The sequence below is a fragment of the Nostoc sp. NZL genome, assembly GCF_015714705.1.
Classification (GTDB): Bacteria; Cyanobacteriota; Cyanobacteriia; order Cyanobacteriales; family Nostocaceae; genus Nostoc; species Nostoc foliaceum_A.
Map to the genome: position 1 here is coordinate 32,539 of NZ_WBKL01000001.1, position 17,943 is coordinate 50,481.

Here is a 17,943-nt window from a genome sequence, read left to right on the forward strand (position 1 = left end):
GGACTACGCAAATAATTTCACAAATCAAAGCGGATGACTATATATGTAGCGATCGCTGCATTCGCTGTCTAGAAAAATTAACCAAGGAGAACATAATTCATGACCCGAAAAATCTTCGCCTGATAGTGGAAATCAATTTGATGTGACTATTTCAATCCAACACTGGAAGTATATTTATTTCCATTACCATTGGTTGGAGTTGGTTGTTCTTGGGGGCTAGTTTGATAAAATGGCAGAATATCTGCATAAACCCGCCATTCACTCACCTGGTTGCCTCTCAAGCGATAAATATCACAACAGGCGATCGTCAAATGTCTTTTATCCTGGATAGTGATGTATTTTGCATCCATTTCTACAACAACAATGCCCGGCTCTTGCCAGATTTTTCTGACTTCATGATTGATAAATTTGGCAGTATTTGTAAACAAAGAAGACAAGAAGTTCACAACAGCTTGCTTCCCGTAAACTGGTTCAGATGAACCAACCTTATAAAAGATATCATCAGTTAGAAAATTCTTAGCTTGTTCCCAATTTTCCTTGAGTACGAACTCAGACAGTTGCACAACAGCTTGTAACTGTTCTGATAAATTTACTTCTTGCTGACCTATGGACCATTTCGGCCCATCTATTGACCATTTAGGAACAAATCCAGCTTCCACCCTTTTTTTACCTTCAGGATGTTCTGCAAAATGCTTCCTCATGATACCCGATCCAGCAAGTTTTTTGCCTTGGCTGATAGTAAATACCGAAGCTGTGGGAGGGACAAAAATTGTTGGGTTAAATACAGGATTTACATCCATAAAAATCCGCAGTTCCGAGAATTTATCGCCCTCTACGCGGAATATATCAGAGCAAGGTAGTGTGACTACAGAACCATCCTTGCGCCAGTAAATCACATCCATTTCCACAAATACCACATCTTCGATTTCCCGAATCATCTTGATATCGTGGTATACAGCAGAGATTTGGCTGAAGAAATTTTCCGCAGATTTCTTAATTGCAGCTTTATCCAAACACACTTCAAAGTTACCGAACTGATAAACTGGTGTGTCAGTAAAGAAAGTAATAAATCCTTCAGCATCAAACGCTTCGCCTCTTGAGAACAAGCGTTTTACCAAGTCTGTTGTTGTACCTGGGAGTCTTTCTATATTAGCTTGGTTCAAATTGGCGATCGCAGTTTCTGCTTTCCCATTGGAAACAGGGATAGATATTCCATTCGACATATTATATTCCTCCTGTGCTTTATCAAAATGTTCTTTAGCCTTACGGGTGACTTGATTGAATTCAAGCTGTTCTCCATTAGGGCCTTTACAATAAAACAATGCCCAGCCTTCAAATTCACCAAATTCTGTTTCTGCTTCACCCTCTGCTAATAAATCTGGCTCATTCCAAAATTTATTAGAATTGTATTTCAGGGCAATTTTTCTTCTTTCTTCTGCGGATTTTACTCGAATTACACGATTAAAAACAACATTAGTTAGCCCTCGTTTTTGACACTCTTCTTCCAACATTTTGGCGAAAACATTCAAATCGATCTCATCTTTAACATGGAAAGAGATATGCATTGCATTCACATTACCAATGTGAGAAGGAATGCTGTTTTTAGAAGAAACTAAAGCATTTGGTGTCGCAGCATCTCGGAAGTATATCAGTTCAATACAAGTGTTACCAAAAGAGATAAATTTAATATCCAATGCATCTTTTTCATCTCTGAGGTTGGGAATGTCAAAATTTTGCGGGTCAATTCCTTGAAAAATTGCATCTATCTCTTCTTTTTGAAAAAGAGTGTTTTGCATTCCATCACCCATCAAACCATTTTCTGAAAGAACTAATTTCCCTCCTAACACTTCTAAATAAAATTCGAGGGATTTTTCCATGTCTTGAACTGTAACCCCGACATGTTGCATTCCTTGCAGATAATGACCCAATTCAGACTTAACATTTTGCTTACCATTCATAAGAGAAACTATATTCTCCTGCAATTGATTGGTTGCTCCGACTTTTGCGATTAATTGTGCCACTTTAGAACTCCGCTGACCGGCTAAGGTCATCTGACCGTTGTAGACAAAAGTGTAAACACTCCGTTCTGCAAATGAATTGATTTGTCTAACATATTTTGCCTGTTCTTTGACTGCTATTGCATACTCTTTCGAGGCAAAGAATCTTTCCATTTCCAAAGGATTGGAGAATGCAATTTCAAAAGCCGCCTGATACTGTTGCTGTGGTGGTTCATTATGAACTACTCTTGCTGCATCAGGACGCGAATTATCTACTTCCTCAAATAAATGCAGTCTAAATTTGAGTACCAAATCATTCTTGACGATAGCTGAGGCAAAGCTATCTGTCATATATTTACGGAACTCCTCCACACTCACGTCATCAGATTTTTTCACCATGACGTGGAACTTTAGAATACCCAGTTCTCCGTTAGGGTCTCCTGTGGTAATGGTATCAACATAAGTTTTGGAATTACCAAAGCTAGTGTTATATCCAATTGCTTTGTGAAATAAGTTATGTTCATCATCCATTAACACAGCCGCAGCCTGAAACCATTTCTGCCGGTCTGCTTCTGTCTCAAAGGTTAATTCGGCAATACCATCAAATTGATCTTCTGGCTGGGAGTTGTAGTCTATACCATTACTCACTGCCCACAAATCACCCTGATTATGAGATAAATGAAACTGCCAGTATTGATGTTGGCCTGGTAGTCTAGCGCAGACTGGACCATGAACATTTCTCCAATAGTCATTAAAAAGGTCTAGCTTTATTCCCTTTTTTTTCCATAAAAGAACGTAAAATACTAATTTGCCTTTTTGATCGCGGATTGCATAATCGGCCTTTCTGATTGCTGAGATCATTTGTCCAACTCTACTTTGTTCAATAATTTGATTAAGAGTACCAAAACAACCTGCAACCTTATTGAATCCTGCATAAACGCACATGAATAAAAAAAGTTCTTCAATTTCTGCGGAAGTTGCTCCTTGCTTGAGAGCCATATTCACATGTGCTGAAAAAGGATTTCCTGAACCTACATGGTCTTGATTGGCTACATCAACTGCAAGTGTGATTAAAGCCTTAGTCTTTTGGTTAATTAATGGTAAACCCCATGCTTCTCCTGCTACACGAGTAACAAAATCACCAAACTTGGGATTGATACCTTTTAAACTCTCTTGGAGTTCTTGATCATCCAGAACTGCATTTTCGTACACCTTTTCATATGTCATTTTAGGCTGCAACCATTAACTTCAGTAATTAGTTAGGGGCAAAAATCTCACGAAATTAAGTCAGATATCTGGTTCTGAGATAGCAAACATTTCTTTGTCCATATCTAATTATGAATTACATTCATATTAGCGATCGCTTAGTGATTATATAGGTCTAAGTATTTATTTTTGCGAAATATACTTAGACTCAAAAGCCTGTTTGAAGAAAGTTTAGCCTCAAATCTTGTTCAAAAATCAGATAGAATTCCTATATCTTATTAAATTTATTTGTCAACACGAAGAAAGTGATAAACGCACATTTGCTAACCAGTTGTTAGTCTGAGTCTGTTCAAATATTTCAGTACGAAATAATTGTTTACTTTTTTTTAAGATTTGAGTATAGAAGATCGATAAATTAAGGATCAATTTAAGAGTATCACTGGAGAAAGTTTTAACATCCTCCCACGCCTTGAAGCTGTGGGATTCCAAAAATCACTTCTTGGGCTTCCTTTTTGGCATTGTAGGGCACACAGCTAGCTGTGCGCCCCTACTGCAAATTGCAATAAACGATTTTTATCAAGAAGGCTCAGGGGGAAGGGGAAAAGGTTTTAAGCGAGTAGAATTGTGGCCGCGTTGAGTTTATCCCTTTTCCCTTTTCCCTTCGGCTTTATACTTTAGATACGTTTGCCCTGCATGAATCATGCGGGTGGACTTGCTGACTTTGTTTTCTACAGTCATAAGTGCCTTAATTTGCTGAAAACAAGTACAGCTATAAGCCAGTGATTATATTTTACGGATAGTGCCTTGAGCAAGAGTATTTTTACAAAATTATCCCTGTAGGTAGTATAAAAGCTTAAGTTTAGTCTTAACTTAAAGATATTAGCTGGCTGATACTTTCTGGAATTGTTAAAAAGAAATAAAGAAACAAGTTTCCTTGATTCATCAGAATCCAGTACAAAGAAGAGTGCTTCTTAAGTACCTATAGGAATCCTATCTGATTTCTCAACAGGATTTGAGATGAAACCCTGATCAAACAGGCTTTTCAGTCTCAGTATTTTTTCAAAAATCAAATTGGAGTCCTATATTATGCTAATTATTAGCTTGTTGCGTCCTAAGGTTGTGTTGCTAATTAAGAGTATGAATCTAGTATCACACAAAGGCGAGACAACGCGTTCCAGAGAAATTAAGAGAGAATATTAGCTGAGACGCCTGCTATTAGTGCATTGTGAATAATGATGAAACAATTTAGCATAATTCGTACTGAACAACCAGAAAAATTATCAGTATAGTTGCATTGGTTCAATCGATGGAAATCTAAATTAAGCTATTCATCAAAGTTTTTGGTATTACAGCAATCCTCAATTTTCTGTGAACACTTCTCTGTTTTCTTTTTTCTCTACGAGACGCTGCGGGAATATATACTTTCGATACTTCACGGTTCATCCTGATTTTTTTTCGTTCACGATTTATCTATCTGGAACTGCTGTATTACACAAGCATAGCACTGAGTGGATCTTTGCATTCTCAAAAAAATTTTGCAGTACAAGAACAAAATCTGTGTAATAGATGGAGAAAAACTATGAGTACAACGAATCATACAGCATTGGAGCAAAACGGCAAGGCAACACTATATAAAAATGCTGTTTTAGATGATATAAAACTTCAAGATGCTTTAAATAGTATCAATCCGAAGTTTGGGGATTTTTGTACTCGTGTAGCAGGTGAAGCATGGGGTCTGCCGTTAATCGACCAAAAAACCAAGGCTTTAATCACAATTGCTATTGATGTTGTCAATCAAGATCAAGTCGGGACTGGTAGTCCTTTTGCAGCGCACGTCAAGATGGCTATGCAACAAGGCGCTACACGTGCAGAAATAGAAGAACTTTTTTTGTTCATGTGCGTTTACGCAGGATTTAATAAGGCCGCGGGCTGTTTTGGTACTCTAAACGATATTCTTAATTCCAATCAATAGCATACTGATGCAGTGCCAGACAATAACTTGAGCGCCAAATTACACTTTATTTCAGGTATTGAGTTTTTGATTAGCGAGTAGAAAGTGTACGTTGATTCTAACAGTACAACTTCTATGTCGTAAATATGTACAAATCAAATAAGAGGCAAAATCATGGTAACTACTGGTACTAAAAATCAGGGTAAAATAGGTGTACTCATTGAAGAACACTTTGATGAAATTGAGTTTCGAGCTTTTAATGATTTTTTTCCATCTCATGGATACGAGATCGAATATATTTCTCATCTTTGGAATCAAGAACAACTGACCTTTAAGGGGGTTGAGTTAACAGAAGAAGTCACTGTTACAGTAGAAGTAAACGATATTCAACCTACTGATTATCAAGGCATTATTCTCATTGGTGCATACGCTATGGATCGTCTGCGCTATGAAGAATATCCTCAACAGGGGGAATCCAATCAATCTCCTGCTGTCAAATTTCTCCGCAAAGCTGTAAAGGCTATGGATGCTGGAAAATTAAATATTGGAACTATTTGTCATAGCCTTTGGTTATTTTGTGCTGATCCAGAATTGTTGAAAAATCGGGAAGTAACTTGTGCCCATAACATCATTTGTGATGTCAAAAATGCAGGAGGCATTATTATCTTCGATGGCGATGGAACAACGAATCTACATATTCATGGCAATCTAATTACAGCAAAACATCCGAATGTAGTTGTCGAATTTATGGAAGTTTTCTTAAAAGCAATTAATGAGCAGAAATTGCAGCTAGCTACCAAGTAAGCAACTAGGATGAAAAATTCGAGTCTGTCATGTGGGAAAGAAAAGCGCTGCTAATTTCTGACCAGTCTGGTTGGATTGTCTGCAATTACGTTAACGCTACTAGCCAGATTCAGGTACTTCGGATCGCAAATATTCCTAATTGGTACTTTGAGCGAGTTCTTTTCCCAAAACAACGTTTTCGTTTTGAAGCACCTGCCGATGCCGATCTGGAAATTCATACGGGCACTATAGCTAGTGCAATTCTCTCAGATAAGATTCAGTGCGATCGCTTACGCATTAGCTAGAACATCAATTCATTTCTCAAGGCGAAGCTCAGTTACTCCTATTGGTAAAAACTAGGTTTCTATGATTAATGAATTTATGTTTTAGAACATATGCTTGTTCCTCACAAACTGTTGCGGAATTGTTCAGTCAATTATCAATTAATTTTTCAGGTGAGAAGAAAGAGAAAATGATTGCAACAACATTTCAATATCAAGCAGAAACTACAACCAATTACCAACTAGAGTTGGGACGCACATATCCTTTGGGTGCAAAACCCGACAAATATGGAGTCAATTTCTCAATCTTTTCAGAACATGCCACATCTGTAGAACTGTTATTATTTGAGACACCTGACGACGCAGAACCAATACAAATCATTGAGTTAGACCCAAAGCTGAATAAAACTTTCTTTTTGTGGCATATCTATGTCAGAGGCTTAAAACCTGGTGCTGCTTATGCTTATCGCATTGATGGACCTAAGGATTTACACGGCAAAGGACATCGCTTTAACAAAAATAAAGTACTGATTGATCCTTACTCAAAAGGAAATAGTACTACGCTGTGGAAGCGCACTGATGCTTTAGGGTCTATAGATAACTTGACTACTTCAATGCGTAGTGTAGTCATAGATATATCAGATTATGACTGGGAAGGCGATCGCCCTTTGAACCGACCCATGAATGAAACCATCATTTATGAGTTACACGTTCGCGGGTTTACTAAATCAGCTTCCTCTGGCTGCAAAAATCCTGGTACTTTTTCTGGAGTAATCGAAAAGATTCCTTACCTACAAGAATTAGGAATTACAGCAGTTGAATTATTACCAGTATTTGACTTTGATGAAACAGAAGTTTTGCGAGAAGTCAATGGTAAGCAACTCAAAGATTACTGGGGATATAACCCACACAGTTTTTTTGCTCCAGAAACTTCATATTGTGCTTCTCCTAATGATAAAAGCCCAATTACAGAGTTTCGGGATATGGTTAAAGCCTTGCATAAGGCAGGAATTGAAGTCATCCTAGATGTAGTCTTTAACCACACTAGTGAAGGAAACCATCAAGGCCCAACTATTAACTTTAAGGGATTTTTCAATAGCATCTTCTATCACCTTGTACCATTCGATAAACAATACTACATGGATTATTCAGGGTGTGGGAACACGATTAACTGCAACCATCCTTTAATCCAGAAGTTAATTGTTGATTGTTTAGAGTTTTGGGTGCAAGAGATGCACGTTGATGGCTTCCGGTTTGACGAAGCCTCTATCTTATCCCGCGACCAAAATGGAGTTCCGATGGTTCATCCGCCAGTAGTTTGGCAAATTGAAACATCCGAAGTCCTCGCGGAGACAAAAATTATTGCTGAAGCTTGGGATGCTGCTGGATTGTATCAGATTGGTTACTTTCCAGGCTATCGTTGGGCAGAATGGAATGGACGCTTCCGAGACGACGTTCGGCGCTTTATCAAAGGAGATCCAGGACTCGTAGGGGCAGTGGCTTGGCGCATGTCTGGAAGTGCTGACCTTTACCAATCAAGCGGACACTTACCAATTAATAGCGTCAACTTTATTACTTGCCACGATGGATTCACTCTCAATGATTTAGTTTCTTACGATCACAAGCACAATGACGCTAATGGCGAACACAATCGGGATGGAATTAATGACAATTTGAGTTGGAATTGTGGTGTTGAAGGAGAAACTGACAACTTACATATTGATGCACTGCGGCGGCGACAAATTAAGAATTTTACAACTATTCTTTTGCTCTCCCAGGGTGTGCCGATGATTACATATGGTGATGAAGTCAGGCGTACTCAAAAGGGCAATAACAATGCCTACTGCCAAGATAACGAAATCAGTTGGTTTGATTGGAATCTTGTAGACAAGAATATTGATATATACAGGTTCTACAAACTGTTAATTAGTTTTCGTAAATGCTATTGTCATGAATCCTTGCACCGCCGGCACTTCTTCAATGGTGAAGTTAATGAGCGGGGTTTGGCAGACATCTCTTGGCATGGCTTACATCTGCATAAACCTGCTTGGGGAGATTCTCATGCTAGAGTTCTCGCTTTTACATTAGCAGGCTTTAAAGGAGCAGCAGATATCCACGTCATGTTTAACATGTACTGGGATACTCTGAAATTTGAAATTCCTTCTCTTTCAGATAGAAAATGGTACAAAGTTATCGACACTGCTCAACCTTCTCCTATGGATATTATGGAACCTGGGCAAGAGATTTTAATTCCAGAGAATTTCTCTTTAGTTCAAGGTCGTAGTAGTGTTGTTTTGATTTCCAAATAGTTTCCTGGTCAACGAAATTAAATTTTTGGAGATAATTCCATGAACCAAGTAAGTTTTCCATTTTCAGATTTAATCGCTGGGTATGTTACTAAATTTAATTCTCAAAAGGGAGCTTTTGGAAGTTTCAATCTAAAAACCACCGATGGCAGAAAATTTGAGGTAGCACTGTCTGCAAACACCTATGCAGAACTAGTGCGGAACTTGGGTGAGCCTTACTATGATTGCACTCTGCAAATGAGAGAAATGTTAGTTGCAGATCGCTACCTTTTTGTATATGGCACTTTTTATCCAGAGGATGGTGAACACAATTTTGAAGGTAAACATATTGTGTTCCTTGGTAAAACCGAAAGTGAGTATGCATTTGAAAAGCAAGACTGGTGGGTGAATCAAGTACGAAATCTCGCCAATTTTTACTTAAAAGTGCAGTTTGAAGATGGAGAAATTGACTATGGAAAATATCGCACTAATTTAGGCTTAGTTGGTACAAAAGAAATCAGTACTAGACAAGAAACTGACACGATTTCGCGTCTGGTTTATGGTTTTGCTACAGCCTTTTTGATGACTGGGGATGACCGTTACCTAGAAGCTGCTGAAAAAGGCACTGAATACTTGCGCGACCACTTGCGTTTTCTGGATGAAGGTGAAGGAATTTGCTATTGGTATCACGCAATTGATGTTCAACCAGATGGTAGAGAACAAAAAATATTTTCCTCAGAATTTGGGGATGATTATGATGCCATACCAGCTTATGAACAGATTTATGCACTAGCTGGCCCAACCCAGACTTATCGGGTGACAGGCGATCCCAGTATCTTGAATGACATTGAATTGACTTTAAATCTGTTCAATCGCTATTTTCTAGACAAAACAGACAAAGGAGGATTTTACTCACACATTGATCCGATTACTCTGAGTCCCCACAGTAGTACCTTGGGCCATAACCGGGCGAAAAAGAATTGGAATTCGGTAGGTGACCATGCCCCAGCATACTTAATCAATCTTTGGCTGGCGAGTGGTAAGAAAGAGTATGCTGATTTACTTGAGTATACTTTTGACACAATTGAAAAGCATTTTCCTGACTACGACTCTAGTTCATTTGTGCAAGAGCGTTTTCATGAAGATTGGAGTCATGATACAACATGGGGATGGCAACAGAACCGAGCAGTTGTAGGTCACAACCTCAAAATCTCTTGGAACCTGATGCGGATGCACCACCTCAAACCAAAAGAGAAGTATGTTGCCTTAGCTGAAAAAATTGCAGACATCATGCCTGCTGTTGGCAGTGACCAACAACGTGGAGGGTGGTATGATGTTGTAGAGCGGATATTAGAACCAGGCCAAAAAACACACCGCTTTGTTTGGCACGATCGCAAAGCTTGGTGGCAGCAAGAACAAGCCATACTAGCCTACCTGATCCTGGCTGGTTCACTTAACAAATCTGAGTATCAAAAACTAGCGCGGGAATCAGCAGCTTTCTATAACGCTTGGTTCCTCGATTACGCAGATGGCGGTATCTACTTCAATGTTTTGGCTAATGGAATTCCCTATTTGCTAGGAACTGAAAGGGGCAAGGGTAGTCACTCCATGAGTGGTTACCACTCATTTGAACTGGCGTATTTAGCTTGTGTGTATACTAATTTATTGGTGACTAAGAAGCCAATGGATTTGTATTTCAAGCCAAAACCAGGAGCTTTTAAAGATAACATCCTCCGGGTTCAGCCAGATATCTTACCACCAGGCAGTGTCCAAATTGGCGAAGTTTGGATTAATGGCCAGCCTTATGCCGATTTTGATGCCGAAAACCTAACAGTCAAACTGCCATCAACTCAGGACGAAATCAAAATTAGAGTTCGACTGCTTCCCACGCAAGTATTTTTCAATGCAACTTTGTTAGAAGTCAGCGGAGGTACTGCCAAACTATCTTTAAGTGGTTTACTTGACGCTAATGCTATAGGACTACTTGAGGAAGAATTGCAAAAAGCAACAGCCCAATCTATCAAACGCCTAGTGTTGCAACTAGACGATTTGAAATGTATAAGTGCGGCTGGTCTACGATATCTCATTTTCACCAAGCAAAAACTGGGTAGTAACGTTGATATCTATTTAGTTGGCGCGAATGAGAATGTATTGGGTTTCTTGAAGAAAGGCGCATTCTGTGAAGGTGTCACTGTTTTAGAACAGTATGAGGCTGTTGAATTAGCCACTGTCTAGGTAAGCACAAAACCTTTTTTAGCTTGCCAATAGTGGACTATCGCCAAACTTTTGATAGGTTTGTAGTAAGAAAATTAAGGTTGAAATTGAGAATATTTCAGAACTAAAATTTTTACTACAAACGCACTTTTACTTAATAATTAGTGCGATAGTTCACTAGCTGACACCTTTAATTTGCATATTGTATTCAAACAAAAGTTTTGTGGATTTGGTTTTAGAACTTGTTTATCCTATGCAACTTAAAAGTTCATAAACTTAAACTCACATAAATAACTGTGAGGAGACCCAATAAACACGAACTATAAAAAACAATTGTGTCGTTTGCTGGATGTTGCTAGAAGCAGCATTTTGAAGAAATTATGGCTAAACCTGTGATAGTGGCATTAGATGATGACTTGGAAGTTTTGCAAGCGATCGAGCTTGACTTACGTAAAGAGTATGGCGATCGCTTCCGGGTGGTACGATCCAACTCGCCTAAGACGGCTTTAGAGGTACTGCAAAAGTTAAAGTTGCGTAACGAGTCAGCAGCGCTGTTTCTTGTAGATCAGCGAATGCCACAAATGAGCGGTGTGGAATTTCTAGAACAGGCAATTGAAATCTTTCCTTTGACCAAACGTGTCTTACTCACAGCATATGCGGACACTAACGCAGCTATCCATGCTATCAACAAGGCAAAGATTGATTATTACCTGTTGAAGCCTTGGAATCCCCCTCAAGAGCGTTTATATCCCATACTTAACGATTTGCTAGAGGTTTGGCAAGCTTCTTTCCGTCCACCTTTTGAAGGTGTGCGCGTTGTTGGTTCTCGTTGGTCACCTAGATTGCATCAAATCAAAGATTTCTTAGCCCGCAATCATGTTCCTTATCAGTGGCTAAATATTGAGTCAGATGAGGGCGATCGCCTTGTTAGTTGCGCTATTAGTTCTGATACTAGATGTCAGGCGTTAGTTATTTTCCCTGACGGTTCACATCTTGTAGAGCCGACAAATATAGAAATTGCCGAAAAAGTAGGGCTAAAAACACGCCCCAAGATGCCGTTTTATGACTTAACTATTGTGGGTGCTGGGCCTGCTGGTTTGGCAGCAGCTGTTTATGGGGCCTCTGAAGGACTTCGCACCGTGTTGATTGAACGAGAGGCTCCAGGAGGGCAAGCAGGTACTAGTTCTCGGATCGAAAATTATCTTGGTTTTCCGGGTGGTGTGCATGGGGGAGATTTAGCTAAACGCGCTGTCACACAAGCTCAAAAGTTTGGAACAGAAATTCTTTCACCCCAAGAAGTGACTAATATTCGTGTGAATGGTCAATATCGATTGATCACGCTAGCAGACGGTTCCGAACTTAGCACCCACACCTTGATTATTGCAACAGGCGTATCTTATCGCAAGTTCAACATACCTGGAAGCGAAAAACTCACAGGTGCAGGTATCTACTATGGCGCTGCTATGACCGAAGCACTGACTTGCAAAGGAGAAGATGTGTTTATTGTGGGTGCGGGTAACTCGGCTGGACAAGCAGCTGTTTATCTTTCTAAGTACGCAGGCTCCGTTAACGTGATAGTTCGGGGCGACTCACTGAAAAAAAGTATGTCTCAATATTTGATTGCTCAGATTGAAGAGATTGATAATATCAACGTCAAGGTATTGACTCAGGTGAAGGAATTTATCGGAGAAGATAAGTTGGAGGCGATAACCATTTTTAACTCAGAAACAGGTGAAATTGAAACTATTCCCACCAATGCTTTGTTTAGCTTTATTGGTGCTAAGCCGCGTACTGATTGGTTACAAGATATTGTAGAGCGTGATGAACACGGCTTTATTCTTACCGGAACTCACACCATCCGAAATGGAATGTCACCGAAAGGATGGACAATAGAGCGCGATCCTTTCTTTTTGGAGACTAACGTGCCCGGTATTTTTGCTATCGGCGATGTGCGTTGTAACTCAGTTAAACGAGTCGCTTCCGCAGTGGGTGAGGGAGCGATCGCTGTTCAATTAATTCACCAATATTTAGCATCTGTGTAGCGATATTTCGGGTAATGACCATGTTTGAGACATTGCGTAAGATATCGGTTTTTGAACACTTGAATGAAAACGAACTCAAGTGTTTTCTCAATGGTAAGGAATTATGGCTCGATTCAGGACATATGCTGTTTCACCAAGGAGATCCTGTAGAGTATTTCTATATAGTATTTGAAGGAGCAATCCAGCTTTCACGAGAGATTGTTAACCAAAAAATCCTATTAGCTACATACGGTAGTAGTTCATTCTTTGGTGAAGTTCCTCTACTTGCAGGTACACCTCACCTTGCAAGCGGTGAAGTAGTGCGTAGAAGTCATATGTATTGTCTGCACGAGAATGATTTTTGGCAAATGATTACTATTTGCCCAAATATTAGAAAAATTGTTCTCGGCCATATGGCTTCTCGAATGCAAGAGTTACAGTTGTTATCTCAGCAACACGAAAAGCTCGTTGCTTTAGGTACTTTGTCTGCTGGTCTTGCCCATGAACTAAATAATCCAGTATCCGCAGCACATAGAGCTGCAAGTCAATTGCAAGACACAGTTAAGTCATTGGATGATGTTACTTTCAAAATGATTGGGCAAAATCTCACAGAAAGTCAACTCAAACATCTCTTAAGCTTTAGGCAAGATGCTATTGAACACATTGCACACACTGAGACACAAAATTCTTCCGACACACTGTTTCAGATTGATCAAGAAGATGAATTAACGCAATGGTTGGAGTTACATAATGTGACTGACGGGTGGAAACTTGTTCCTACCCTCGTTGCTGCGGGAGTCAACGATCAGAAGTTAGAAGCCATTAGTGAGCATTTAACAACTAAGACCTTTACTGATGTGCTGGTTTGGCTGGAAGCAACGCTGTCAATAATCGGGCAGTTGAACGTACTGGAACAGGGTACTACTCGTGTCTCCGAAATAGTCAAGGCGATTAAAGACTACTCGTACATGGATCGGGCTTCACTATTGAAGATAGATGTACATGAGGGTCTGGAAAATACTTTGACAATTCTGCACTATAAATTGCGGAAGCACAATATTGTGGTGACACGCGAGTATGACAAAAATCTACCATCAATTCAAGCTCATGGCAGTGCATTGAATCAAGTGTGGACTAATCTGATTGATAATGCGATCGATGCCTTAGGTGAACAAGGCGACATTTTAATACGTACTTGCAAAGACAAAGACTATATTGTTGTCGAGATTATAGATAACGGGCCAGGAATTCCCCTTGCAATTCAATCTCGAATTTTTGAGCCATTTTTTACAACCAAGGAGGTTGGTTCTGGTACTGGGTTAGGTTTGGAAATTTCATATCGAATTGTAGTGACTCAGCATCACGGAGAAATTCGCTGTTTTTCTGAACCTGGCCAGACACGCTTTCAGATTCGTTTGCCTATCATTCATTCGTAAAGTACTGACCGAATAATTACTAAGTAAGTCGGGGAGGAAATTTATAAGTATGTAACAAAAAATTAAGCAGAAGAATTAGAGTTAAATCTTACACGTTGCGTACTGTAGTTTCCTTTTTCTCCTCTTGTTTGAATTCCATCGATGACAGCATAAGCAAGGTCTAATTCATCCTCAAAAGTTTTCGAGGCTAGTACAGCACGGCGTAGATAAACCGAGTATTAAACAGCCAAAACTTTACCCTTATATGTCCACTTTAAAGGTTTAGCCATTGTTTGATTAAAGTAGTCAATAAAAGCAAGAATTCTAGTTTTGAGATCATCCTGACTCTTGAAACTGGCTCTTCTGACATAAATTCAACTTTCCTTAATTGTTACCCAGTCAGTTAAAACAGCCATACAGCAAGCGGTTAAGGTTGCTCTTCTTAAGGTTTTACTTTCATGTTTAGCGATGTAACCGCCCTCTAATTCGTTCTGCTCAAAAGAAACTCCAATTACGTCAAAAAGCTTGTTAGCAACATCAAGAGAAATAGATTTCGACCAAGACATATTTACTCCAATTAATCCAAAAGTTCAGCTAAACAATTAAAACCAATCTTCAACTACTTCGACTTATTCCCCTTTTTGAACCAACAATTTCCCAGACACCCCAGCCGTAAAACCCAACCCAATCGCTGCCAAAGTCACATTAGGCTTGAAAAACAACGTCGCAATTCCAATAACTGCGCCCCAAAGACAGCCATAGCAGCAAAGGATAATCAACTGATTTTTTGGTTTAGCACTTTCGTCTGATATGGATTGATAGACTATGGCATAATCTTCGAGTTCACCAACGATTTCTGATAAAGAAGCGCCGTACTCTTTTTCCAATCTACAAATAGCCAGCCTATCTGCTTTAACTGGACTTATGGCTAATTTTTGTAATGCTGTGGTTAATTTATCGCTCATTTTTAAACTTCCCGATGCTTCCACACTCTGGAAAATGTTTAGAAAAAATTAAAACTTACTGGAGAGACAAAAAGACTCTATTTTTCAGCCGTACTTGGAAATGTAAGAATACCGGAACTTGACCGGAACTTGACCGGAACTGTGACGAATATTAGTAAGTATTGGGTGTTCAATCCGGGGTCAAGTGCAGTTGATAATGTTGCTAAGATTGCTGCTAAGGTTCCCTTGCCACCTCGCTGAGTACCAGCGATCGCTATCACTTGAGAACTCATCATATCTTCTACTTGAAAACCACTTTTCGTTAAAGCAGCGATGAGTGCGTTTGCCCTATTAATTAGAGGGAGATTAATTATAGTGTCTGGTACAAGCCCATCAGCTGATGACTGTAACTCTGTCGGTCTAGCTCCGCAGCTTGGTTCATCTTCCCAATATCTACCTGTGGCGATTGAAATTGCTTGATATCTACGGTCGGTGGTAACTGGACGTTGGACTGTGCGATGGCACTGATCTCCGACCGATTCACCCGCCTGTCAATCGTCACATCCTGTAAATGGAGAGCCATGCTTTCATAAGTCGGTAGCTGACGACCCTTGAGCTTGCCAAACCAGCCAAACATCCAGCGATAAGCATAAAAACGTTTTCCTGGTTCAACTTGCGTTAAATACTGGACAATATTTTCAAACTCAGCATGAAGAAAGGCGTACTCTTCTGCTGAATTGTCGTTCTAGGAATTTAACAGTATTGGCAAGATGATCCGCTTGATAATTGCTCCTAGCATCATAATCTCCCAAAAGAGCTAGAGCATCTACAAAGTTACCACGTACAAAAAGCAAGGGGGCGATCTCCTTGGTTCTGTTGGAATGTTCGACAACAAACCATAACCACGCAGCACCGCCGATTAAACCACCAACTAGTGCCAAAGGGTTAACCGCATAACAAACCGCTCCAATCCCAGAAGCCAACAAACCAAGTACACGGGTCATGTCTGCTTCATTCTCAGATGCCCGTGCCATTTCAAATAATCCATCTTTTCTCTCTTGCAGCCATTGGGCGATATTTCCAGCTTCCAAGTGAGACAAGCTAGGATATTGCGATCGCAAATGTTCAGTTTCTTTAGTTGTAATTTTTGGGATATTATTACTTTGCATAAAAGAAATGCCCTGTTGAGTAGTGAGTGCCGCTCAATGGAGAGGCTCTTGGTTGGGGGCAGGGAGCGGGGGGGGGGAAATGACCCCAACCAAGAGCCGTGAAATGAAGAGGGAAACACGGGTTTGAGCAGGGCAAACGCATCTAAATATTGACGAGATCGAATCAGAGTAGAAATTACCAAAACCCAAATCAAATAAGGCTTTCAGTAAATTAAACATTCATCCAGATGGTAATGATAATCATTGTGTAGGGGGAATTAGAGGCAGCCGACGGCTATCCTTCATTGAACATGGTATTCTAATAGTTGCTCCAAAGAAGAATACATTCTTATCCTCCCTTCTATGAAGCTCAAACCAAAAATCACGATTGCTGACCATTTTTTGGAAATAGAAGATCCACGAATAGATCGCACCAAACGGCATAAATTAATCGATATTATGACCATTGCTGTATGTGCAGTGATTTGTGGAGCAGATGGATGGGTAGGAATCGAGACTTATGGTTGTGGAAAATATGAATGGTTAAAAACATTTTTAGAATTACCAAATGGGATTCCGTCCCACGATGCATTCGCGCGAGTATTTGCACAAATAAATCCTCAAGAGTTTCAATCATGTTTCCTTAATTGGATGAAATCAATACAGAAAATAACGTCCGGTGAAGTTGTTGCAATTGATGGGAAAACTTTGCGTAGTTCTTATGATAAAAATAGTGACCAAAGTGCAATTCAAATGGTAAGTGCCTGGGCAACGACCAATAAATTAGTACTAGGACAAGTAAAAGTAGATGAGAAATCGAATGAAATTACAGCTATTCCAGAATTATTAAAGGTTTTAGAACTGTCTGGATGTATTGTGACAATTGATGCAATTGGTTGTCAGAAAGAGATTGTGAAGCTAATTACACAGCAAAATGCAGATTATGTAATTGCGTTAAAGAAGAACCAAGGCAACCTTTATGATGAAGTTGAAAAACTATTCTCTTCAGGCATAGCTACAGGTTTTGAGGGGATTGTAAATAGCACATATAAAACAGAAGAAACAGAGCACGGTCGTCATGAAATCCGCAATTACGTAATGTTATCTCAAATGGAATCTCGGCTTAATCCAGATTCAGTTTGGTCAAAATTTAATAGTGTTGAAATGGTAGAATCTGTCCGTTCATTAGATGGTAAGACAACGGTTGAAATTCGTTATTTTATCAGTAGCCTTGAGTCAAATGCTAAACAGTTTGGTAATTCTATTCGCAGTCATTGGGGAATTGAGAACTCACTACATTGGATATTAGATGTTGCTTTAAGAGAAGATGACTGTCGGATTAGAACAAATAATGCTCCACAGAATTTTGCAATTCTCAGACATATTGCAATCAATCTTTTAGACCAAGAAAAGCGTGTCAAACGTGGAATAAAAAATAAACAGTTTCTTGCTGGGCTGGATAATAATTATTTAGCAAGAGTTTTAGCATTAGCATAAACTAATATATCAGAAATTAAATTTGAATATTTAGGAAGAGTTTCACTTTTCCTCTAGATAAACATAGTTTTATAAACTCGAATCTTGAGTTATTTTAGTATCAATAAATAATGATTTAGCATCAGATAAGCTAAATCATATTCTTCCGAGATAATTCATTTATTTTATTTATTACCTCACCGATTTTTGCAATTATCTATG

Annotated in this window: 13 protein-coding genes and 1 pseudogene; 8 read left to right on the forward strand and 6 right to left on the reverse strand. The window is 39.3% G+C overall.

Annotation, left to right across the window (positions count from 1 at the left end):
* Positions 1-146: 146 nt before the first annotated feature.
* Positions 147-3,224, reverse strand: a complete 3,078-nt coding sequence (locus tag F8R90_RS00125; RefSeq protein WP_230966002.1) for a nuclear transport factor 2 family protein — start codon at positions 3,222-3,224, stop codon at positions 147-149.
* A gap of 1,558 nt (positions 3,225-4,782) precedes the next feature.
* Here F8R90_RS00125 and F8R90_RS00135 point away from each other — a divergent pair.
* The 7 genes and pseudogenes from F8R90_RS00135 to F8R90_RS33635 all read left to right on the forward strand — a co-directional run bounded on the left by F8R90_RS00135 (position 4,783) and on the right by F8R90_RS33635 (position 14,174).
* Positions 4,783-5,175 carry a carboxymuconolactone decarboxylase family protein gene (locus F8R90_RS00135; protein WP_196508532.1) on the forward strand — a complete coding sequence of 131 codons (393 nt, stop codon included), beginning with the start codon at positions 4,783-4,785 and terminating at the stop codon, positions 5,173-5,175.
* 153 nt (positions 5,176-5,328) lie between these two features.
* Positions 5,329-5,958 carry a DJ-1/PfpI family protein gene (locus F8R90_RS00140; protein ID WP_196508534.1) on the forward strand — a complete coding sequence of 210 codons (630 nt, stop codon included), beginning with the start codon at positions 5,329-5,331 and terminating at the stop codon, positions 5,956-5,958.
* 29 nt (positions 5,959-5,987) lie between these two features.
* A pseudogene (locus F8R90_RS00145) lies at positions 5,988-6,239 on the forward strand (DUF1830 domain-containing protein); the annotation flags it as partial.
* A gap of 170 nt (positions 6,240-6,409) precedes the next feature.
* On the forward strand, positions 6,410-8,527 hold the full coding sequence (glgX, locus tag F8R90_RS00150; protein ID WP_196508535.1) for a glycogen debranching protein GlgX: 2,118 nt from the start codon (positions 6,410-6,412) through the stop codon (positions 8,525-8,527).
* Positions 8,528-8,566: 39 nt separating this feature from the next.
* A complete protein-coding gene (locus F8R90_RS00155) occupies positions 8,567-10,738 on the forward strand; it encodes an STAS domain-containing protein (RefSeq protein WP_196508537.1) in 2,172 nt (723 codons plus the stop codon).
* A 359-nt stretch (positions 10,739-11,097) separates the two neighbouring features.
* Positions 11,098-12,759, forward strand: a complete 1,662-nt coding sequence (locus F8R90_RS00160) for an FAD-dependent oxidoreductase (protein WP_196508539.1) — start codon at positions 11,098-11,100, stop codon at positions 12,757-12,759.
* Between the two features lie 20 nt (positions 12,760-12,779).
* Positions 12,780-14,174 carry an ATP-binding protein gene (locus F8R90_RS33635; RefSeq protein WP_196508550.1) on the forward strand — a complete coding sequence of 465 codons (1,395 nt, stop codon included), beginning with the start codon at positions 12,780-12,782 and terminating at the stop codon, positions 14,172-14,174.
* A 353-nt stretch (positions 14,175-14,527) separates the two neighbouring features.
* Here F8R90_RS33635 and F8R90_RS00170 read toward each other — a convergent pair whose 3' ends face one another.
* The 5 genes from F8R90_RS00170 to F8R90_RS00190 all read right to left on the reverse strand — a co-directional run bounded on the left by F8R90_RS00170 (position 14,528) and on the right by F8R90_RS00190 (position 16,266).
* Positions 14,528-14,719, reverse strand: coding sequence for a hypothetical protein (locus F8R90_RS00170; protein WP_190894504.1), 192 nt, complete (start codon positions 14,717-14,719; stop codon positions 14,528-14,530).
* A gap of 63 nt (positions 14,720-14,782) precedes the next feature.
* Complete coding sequence (locus tag F8R90_RS00175) at positions 14,783-15,118, reverse strand: hypothetical protein (RefSeq protein WP_196508551.1); 336 nt, start codon at positions 15,116-15,118, stop codon at positions 14,783-14,785.
* Between the two features lie 77 nt (positions 15,119-15,195).
* The gene (locus tag F8R90_RS00180; RefSeq protein WP_196508552.1) at positions 15,196-15,393 is read right to left on the reverse strand and encodes a hypothetical protein; all 198 of its coding nucleotides are present in this window, start codon (positions 15,391-15,393) and stop codon (positions 15,196-15,198) included.
* Between the two features lie 74 nt (positions 15,394-15,467).
* A complete protein-coding gene (locus F8R90_RS00185) occupies positions 15,468-15,734 on the reverse strand; it encodes a hypothetical protein (protein ID WP_196508553.1) in 267 nt (88 codons plus the stop codon).
* Positions 15,735-15,801: 67 nt separating this feature from the next.
* Positions 15,802-16,266 (reverse strand): hypothetical protein, encoded by a 465-nt coding sequence (locus tag F8R90_RS00190; RefSeq protein WP_196508554.1) that lies wholly within the window; start codon positions 16,264-16,266, stop codon positions 15,802-15,804.
* 342 nt (positions 16,267-16,608) lie between these two features.
* On the opposite strand from F8R90_RS00190, the gene F8R90_RS00195 reads away from it, so the two are divergent.
* Positions 16,609-17,742 (forward strand): ISAs1 family transposase, encoded by a 1,134-nt coding sequence (locus tag F8R90_RS00195; protein WP_196508555.1) that lies wholly within the window; start codon positions 16,609-16,611, stop codon positions 17,740-17,742.
* Positions 17,743-17,943: the final 201 nt, after the last annotated feature.